At 46.5% G+C, this 6,801-nt stretch carries 7 protein-coding genes; 3 read left to right on the forward strand and 4 right to left on the reverse strand.

Translation table 11 applies throughout. From position 1 onward, the window contains the following. Positions 1-17 precede the first annotated feature (17 nt). The 4 genes from RIM23_RS10950 to RIM23_RS10965 form a co-directional block, all read right to left on the reverse strand. On the reverse strand, positions 18-749 hold the full coding sequence (locus RIM23_RS10950; RefSeq protein WP_446366976.1) for a transporter substrate-binding domain-containing protein: 732 nt from the start codon (positions 747-749) through the stop codon (positions 18-20). Between the two features lie 338 nt (positions 750-1,087). Beyond that, on the reverse strand, positions 1,088-1,444 hold the full coding sequence (gene rplT, locus RIM23_RS10955; RefSeq protein WP_446366978.1) for a 50S ribosomal protein L20: 357 nt from the start codon (positions 1,442-1,444) through the stop codon (positions 1,088-1,090). Positions 1,445-1,493: 49 nt separating this feature from the next. Then, positions 1,494-1,691, reverse strand: a complete 198-nt coding sequence (gene rpmI / locus RIM23_RS10960; protein ID WP_446366980.1) for a 50S ribosomal protein L35 — start codon at positions 1,689-1,691, stop codon at positions 1,494-1,496. Between the two features lie 111 nt (positions 1,692-1,802). Continuing rightward, a complete protein-coding gene (locus RIM23_RS10965; protein ID WP_446366982.1) occupies positions 1,803-3,683 on the reverse strand; it encodes a tetratricopeptide repeat protein in 1,881 nt (626 codons plus the stop codon). 626 nt (positions 3,684-4,309) lie between these two features. On the opposite strand from RIM23_RS10965, the gene RIM23_RS10970 reads away from it, so the two are divergent. The 3 genes from RIM23_RS10970 to RIM23_RS10980 form a co-directional block, all read left to right on the forward strand. Then, complete coding sequence (locus RIM23_RS10970) at positions 4,310-4,762, forward strand: beta-lactamase hydrolase domain-containing protein (protein ID WP_446366984.1); 453 nt, start codon at positions 4,310-4,312, stop codon at positions 4,760-4,762. A 21-nt stretch (positions 4,763-4,783) separates the two neighbouring features. Then, the gene (locus RIM23_RS10975; protein WP_446366986.1) at positions 4,784-6,178 is read left to right on the forward strand and encodes an MBL fold metallo-hydrolase; all 1,395 of its coding nucleotides are present in this window, start codon (positions 4,784-4,786) and stop codon (positions 6,176-6,178) included. Between the two features lie 208 nt (positions 6,179-6,386). Next, a partial coding sequence (locus RIM23_RS10980) for a four helix bundle protein (RefSeq protein ID WP_446366988.1) occupies positions 6,387-6,801 on the forward strand: 415 nt, incomplete at its 3' end.

A 6,801-nucleotide genomic window follows, 5' to 3' on the forward strand; every position in this document is an offset into this window, starting at 1 on the left:
GGATGGGTTTCCACTCTTCATGGTAAACCCCAAGCGGCAGCACGTTCAGCTAACCACCCTTCGGCGTGCCAACGTGCGATCGCCTGATTGACTTGTTGTCGCAGTGCGGTATACTGCAATCCTTTAGGCATCACCACCGCCAAGGCTGCACCAGATAGGCGATAGGGGAGCAATCGATAGTCTGGGTATTGCTGCACCCATCCAGTCAGAACACTCTGATCGGCACAAAATGCATTGGCTTCTCCCGCCTCAATGAGCGCACGCGCTTCTTGGTAGGAGTCAACGCCGACTAATTGGGCATTGGGTAAAGCATACTTGATCACCGCGATTGTACTCGAATCCTTAAGGACAGCGATGGTTTGGTTGTCTAAATCGCTCAACAGATTGATTGAGGAATCTTTCGTAATAATCCCTGCACCATCCAAATAGTAAGGGATACTGAAATCGACCAAGCGAGCGCGAGAATCCGTTACCGTTACTCTAGCGATCGCAATATCAACCCGATCCTCAAATACCACACTCAAGCGATCGCGATTCGTCACAGGCTGCAAAACCACAGCCTCTGGACTCCCCAGCAGTTCTTTCGCCAGTCGTCGAGCAATATCAATTTCTAGTCCTTTTAGCGTTCCCGTCGCATCGCGAAAGCCCAAAGGACGCACATTGTCTTTTACCGCAACAATTAATTGACCCCGTTGCTCAATTTCTGCCAATTCAGCCGGATAAGCTGATTGGGGTTGTACGAGAGTCATCCCAATCAATCCAAGTGCTACACCGACGTTAACAAACCTTTGGGCGATCATCTATCTGGGATTAGGGATTGGTGATTGGTGATTGGGGAAACCTTCGCAACGCTCGATATAACCTGGTTTGTCGGGGCGGGTTTCACTACTATCATTTCTTCCTTAACCCAGATTTGACTAAACCCGCCCCGACTTAGCCCTTCGCTTCGCTCAAGGGAACCTGGCTTGTAGGGGTGAGTTTAGGGAACGAAAGCAGCTATTGATGTCAAAGTCCACCCTCATCTTCCAGACGTGCCATGGCACGTCTCTACACCGTTCCCTGATCTCCCTCATCTCCCTTGTAGAACTTACTTTGCTCCTTGGCTGGCGAGTTCTACAACCTTGTTAAAGCTGGCGGGATCTAACACAGCTAATTGTGCCAACATCTTGCGATTGATCTGAATATTTGCCTTTTTCATCTGACCGATAAGCTGACTGTAGCTTATGCCATTCTGACGAGCCGCCGCATTGATACGAGTAATCCAGAGACGGCGAAAATCCCGCTTGCGCTTGCGGCGATCGCGATAAGCGTTCCGCAGTGCTTTCATCACCTGTTGATTGGCTGTACGGAAGAGTTTGGAGTGAGAACCCCGATATCCTTTCGCCAGCTTGAGAATTTTCTTGCGTCGTTTACGTGCAACGTTACCGCGTTTTACTCTTGTCATTGACTGTTCCTAATTGATACTAACTAGATGGTTATTCGTTTTAAACGGTCTAAAAATAGGGAAGCATTAGGCGCACATTATCAGCATCCCGTTCATTGACCAAACTCAATTTCGACAGACGCCGCTTCCGTCCTGAGTTTTTGCGCTCCAGTAAGTGGCTCTTAAACGCCTTGCGTCGTCTAATTTTACCGCTTCCGGTGGGTCGAAAACGTTTGGCGGCTGCTCTACGGCTTTTCAGTTTCGGCATAAACAACTTTGAATAAGGACACAATCTCCAATTGTACTACTATCCCAGTCAACTTAACGGTTAACAGGGCAGTTTCAACTGTTTTTATTTCTTAGGAGCAACTAAGTGTTATTACTGAACCGACACTCTAGACAGTTGAGACTGCGCCGCTTCATAACAATCCAGTTTACCTAAATCACGGCACAGTTGAGCCGCTTGCTGTAAATCTTTGATCGCGGCTAACCGATTTCCCAGTTGGGCTTGGGCTAACCCCCGCTCATAGTAAGCTGAGGCATAGTTAGGATTTCGTTTAATGGCTTGGGTGTAATCCGCGATCGCACCGGATATATCTTCTATTTCCTGACGGGCTAATCCTCGGTTATAGTAAGGTTCTGCCGCCTCTGGATTCAATTGAATTGCTACTGTATAATCCGTTATCGCCCCGCGAATATCTCCCCGACGCTGACGGGCTAAGCCACGGTTTTGGTAACCTAGGGCATTATGCGGTCGTAAATTAATCGCGGTGGTACAGTCGTCAATGGCACCCTTTTGGTTACCGAGGTTAGAACGGGAACGACAGCGCTTCAGGTAAGCCGTGACCAGATTGGGTTGAAGTTGAATGGCTTGGGTATAATCGTCAATGGCATCCTTTTCGTTACCTAACTCGGCTTGTATCTGACCTCGATTCACCCATGCCGGGGTAAAATTAGGGTCACGTTGTAGAACTTGGGTATAATCAGCTTTAGCCCCAAGGCGATCGCGTAACTCAAGGCGAAGATTTCCCCGTTGGTAATAGGCGTCAGCATTTTGGGGATTGAGTTGAATCGCCTGAGACAAATCAGCCAGGGCTAGCTGAGATTTTCCCCTATCAGCGTAAATCTTTCCCCGATGATAGTAAGCTGTAGCATTTTGCGGCTGATAGGCAATGGCTTGAGTATAGTATTGAATCGCCACCTCAGGCTGTTGTGCTTGGGTTTTTCCTTGGTGGAGAAAGTATTGCGCCATTAGGCGTTGCGGAAGGTGTAGGGTATAAGCCAAGATTAACGCTGTGATTCCCACTAATGCTATAGCCGCGAGGATAACCTGGGGTTTAAACTGACGAGTAGGAAACGTAATTGTCGCGATCGCGGGGTTGATTTCTGGTAGCGATGGTAGGGAAAATTGAGTAATTGGATTGCTCTCCGGGATACCACTGAGATCCGCTAGTACACTCGCCGCTTTGTGATAACGGTTCTGGCGATCAGAATGCACCATTTTCTCCAGGATAGCGGCTAACTCTGGGCTAACTTGGGTGTAAGCTTGCCAAGCGCTGGTTTCATGTTGAGAATTGTTCGTTTGTTTAAGTTCCGTTAACTCACTGGCGGATAATCCAGTCATGGCTTGAATGGCGATTATTCCCAAGGCGTACAAGTCGCCATTGACTTGGAGGTGTTCTGGGAATGGTTGGGAGGATTGATCAACGGAAGTAGGATGGCGCGGATTTGGGGCTGATTGGTGGAATGATTGGGCGATTTGGGCGCTCAGTTGATGGATAACTCCCCACGTTGTCAGGACTAATTTGCCATCTCCTTGGCGACGGATAATCGTGGAAGGCTTGAGGTTTCCTAAGATTACACCCTGTTGATGGACAAAAACTAAGAGGTTGAGGAGTTCTTGTAACAGGGTAATCACCTGATTTTCGGTCAGCGGATCACCGGGTATGAGTTCGTCGGTTAAGGGATAACCGGGAATAAACTCTTGAACGAGATAAAACTGGTTCGTTTGGGCAAATGAGGTGATAAATCGGGGAATTTGGTCATGTTGACCCAGCTTTTTCAGCAATTGTGACGTTTTTTCCAGACGGCTGAGAATAAGTTGTCGAGTTTGAGAGGAGTTTGGCGGGAGTCGGATTTGCTTGACCACGCATTTAGGATGCTCTTGAAGGTGAATATCTATAACTAAATAGGTGTGACCCAATTCATCGGTATCCAGGACTTTGATGAATTGGTAACATCCTGCTAAGAGTTTGCCCATATCGATGCACGCTGACGCTCTGTGCAAAAATTATGACACAAGGGGCAAAATCCCCATTTTGGCAAAAAATTTGTTATGATAGCACGACAGAAAAAGCTCCAGAGCATATCTGGAGCTATTTTGAACCCGTGAATTAAGATTCAGTCGAAAGAGAAATTGTAATACATGTTGGACAAGATTGGCTACACATAAGCAGCCAATCTTTTACTTTTGAGGAAGCATTTTGGGTTGAGGGGAGCTGGGGCGTCAATTTGTAGGGGCTCTTTTGACTGATAATGTTACCCCCTTGTAGAGACGCTTCAAAAGCGCGTCTCTACACCCGCCCTGCTTGGGGGGCAAGAGATGAGGAATAATTTTTCCTACTCACCAATTACCTATCACCAATCACCAATTTTAGCGATCGCGAAATGGCAACGGGGTATGATAGTGACGTACCCGATCGCCCGATTATTAGTGCGCTATATATGGTGTCCCTGCGTAAGTCCTGTCAAAATAGAAACCCTCTTTAGATAGAAAACAATATCCTTCTCAGGTTAGAGGAATTGTCCCCTTTTTCAGCCAAAACTATGAATGGAATATAAATAAGTATTTATACTATTGACATTCTAACAAGGAGTTAGACTTTCATGGAAAACGCCAAAAAGATTAACGATAACTTAACCGTAGCCACGAATCAGGTGACGCCGGAGCAACTACAACAAGCGGCTCAAGAGGGAGTGAAATCTGTATTAAATTTGCGATCGCCCTCCGAAGAGGGGTTCGCTAGGGATGAACAGCAGCAAGCCGAAGCCGCCGGATTGCAGTATGTCAATATCCCGGTTAAACCCGATGCGATGACAGAGCAACTGGCAAATCAAGTTCTCCTGCAGATCGAAGAACTGCCCAAACCAGCCCTGATTCACTGCAAGAGTGGATTACGTTCAGGGGCGATGGCATTAATGTATGTGGCAACTCGCGAGGGAATGACCGCAGAACAAGCCATGGAAAAAGGGAAAAACATGGGCTTTGATTGTGAGAAATCCCCTCAGATGAAAGAATTCTTCAAAACCTATATTTCACAGCATTCACAAGGGAGTTAATCCTTAATAGGAGAAAGAATCATGGCATTAGTTTTAGAACAAATTAACACCGAAGGACTAGCGCTGCTATCCTATATAGTGGGAGATGACAAAGCGGGTGTAGCCGCCGTTATCGATCCGCGTCGTGACGTAGATATCTATTTACAAATAGCGCGATCGCGTGGTGTGAGAATTACCCACATTCTGGAAACCCATATCCACGCAGACTTTGTATCCGGTGTCCATGAACTTCAAGCCCGTACTGGCGCGACAATTTACGGCGGGAAGAGTGAGGATTATCAATTCCAGATACAGCAACTGAGTGAAGGAGACGAGTTACAAATTGGTACAGTTACCCTTCGCGCCCTGCATACTCCTGGACATACACCAGAACACATTTGCCTATTAATTCATGATGCTCAACAAGGGAAAGAACCCTTTGGCGTGCTGACTGGGGATACGCTGTTTAATCTAGATGTTGGGCGTCCCGATTTAGTAGGTACAGGGACAGAGAAAAAACAGGCGGCGCAACTGTATCACTCATTATTCGACAAATTAGTCCCGTTAGGCGATCGCGTCGAAGTCTATCCCTGTCACGGTGCGGGTTCATCCTGCGGTAAATCCATTGGCGATCGACAACAAAGTACTATTGGGAATGAACGAATTTTTAGTGACGCCTTTAAAGAGCGAACCGAAGTAGAATTTGTCGAGTGGATTTTGGGCGATATGCCAGAACCCCCCACTCACTACTCACGCTTGAAAAAAGTGAACGCTAAAGGGGCACCAATTAAAGGTTGTGTGCCAACATTGCAACCCTTCTCCCCTCAAGAATTCCAACAAAAGATGGCAGATGAAAATACCCTTGTCATCGATACCCGTTCGATGCTGGCATTTGGGGGTGGACATATCCCTGGTGCGATTAACATTGCCCTCCAATCTGCCTTTCCTACCTGGATGGGTTGGATGATTGACCCAGAAAAAACGCTGCTACTCGTTGTAGAAAGTGCGCGAGACTTATCCCTCGCCACCGAACAGTTATTCCGCGTGGGTTACGATAACTTAGTCGGCTATCTCCACGATGGGATGAAAAGTTGGCAGAATGCTGGGCTACCCTTGCAACACCTTGGTGAGTGGACTGTGCATGAGTTGAATCAGCACAAAGAAGACTCAACGCTCACGGTGTTAGATGTGCGGACTGATAAAGAGTTTCACAGTGGCTGCATCCCTGGCGCTGAACATATTTATGTTCCCCATCTAGAAGAAAAACTGGATCAGTTAGATAAAAATAAAACCCTAGCCACCTACTGTGGTAGTGGATATCGGGCGTCTATTGCTGCCAGTTTGCTACAAAAGCATGGGTTTGAAAAGGTAATCAATATTCCCGGTTCATGGAGTGCTTGGAAGAGTGCCGATTTACCCATGCAACAACCTGCCTAAACACATCAGAATTAGCTAAATAAAACAGTAGGGGCGATCCGCTTGATTAACTGAACGCGATAAGGGACTTGCGGCTTAATAATGTATCAATCCAGCTTCTGACTTTTCTACGGGATCTGGAAAACCTCTGGGGGAAAACCTCTCTCCATCCCCCCTAGCCCCCATCCCCCCTGCCTCACAAGGGTAGGTTTTTTACCTTAACGGTATAATGGGGGTAAGACTTGGAAGACCTGGAGGGAAAGTGGACAAGGAAGAAGACCAAAAAACCATCAAAACTCATGAAGATCTAATTATTTATCAAAAAGCGTTTGATGCAGCTATGACTATTTTTGAAATATCAAAACAATTTCCCCTAGAAGAAAGATACTCTCTAACTGACCAAATTCGACGTTCATCTCGTGCCGTATGTGCTAATCTAGCAGAAGCCTGGAGAAAGAGAAGATATCAAGCATCATTTGTTGCTAAGTTAAATGACTGTGAAGCCGAAAGTGCCGAAACGCAGGTGTGGCTAAAATTTGCCGTTAAATGCCAGTATATATCAACGGAGCAAGGGAGAGAAATATATCATATATATAATCAAGTGTTAAGGGGGTTAGTCAATATGATTAATCATCCAGAAAAAT

It is taken from the genome of Coleofasciculus sp. G3-WIS-01 (assembly GCF_040223135.1).
In the GTDB taxonomy this organism is placed as follows: domain Bacteria; phylum Cyanobacteriota; class Cyanobacteriia; order Cyanobacteriales; family Coleofasciculaceae; genus Coleofasciculus.

Excerpts from the sequence above, each read along its gene's own strand:
- RIM23_RS10970 (WP_446366984.1), top strand. The coding sequence starts at position 4,310 with ATGGAAAACGCCAAAAAGATTAACGATAACTTAACCGTAGCCACGAAT.
- RIM23_RS10950 (WP_446366976.1), bottom strand. The coding sequence starts at position 749 with ATGACTCTCGTACAACCCCAATCAGCTTATCCGGCTGAATTGGCAGAA.
- rplT (WP_446366978.1), bottom strand. The coding sequence starts at position 1,444 with ATGACAAGAGTAAAACGCGGTAACGTTGCACGTAAACGACGCAAGAAA.
- RIM23_RS10965 (WP_446366982.1), bottom strand. The coding sequence starts at position 3,683 with ATGGGCAAACTCTTAGCAGGATGTTACCAATTCATCAAAGTCCTGGAT.
- rpmI (WP_446366980.1), bottom strand. The coding sequence starts at position 1,691 with ATGCCGAAACTGAAAAGCCGTAGAGCAGCCGCCAAACGTTTTCGACCC.
- RIM23_RS10975 (WP_446366986.1), top strand. The coding sequence starts at position 4,784 with ATGGCATTAGTTTTAGAACAAATTAACACCGAAGGACTAGCGCTGCTA.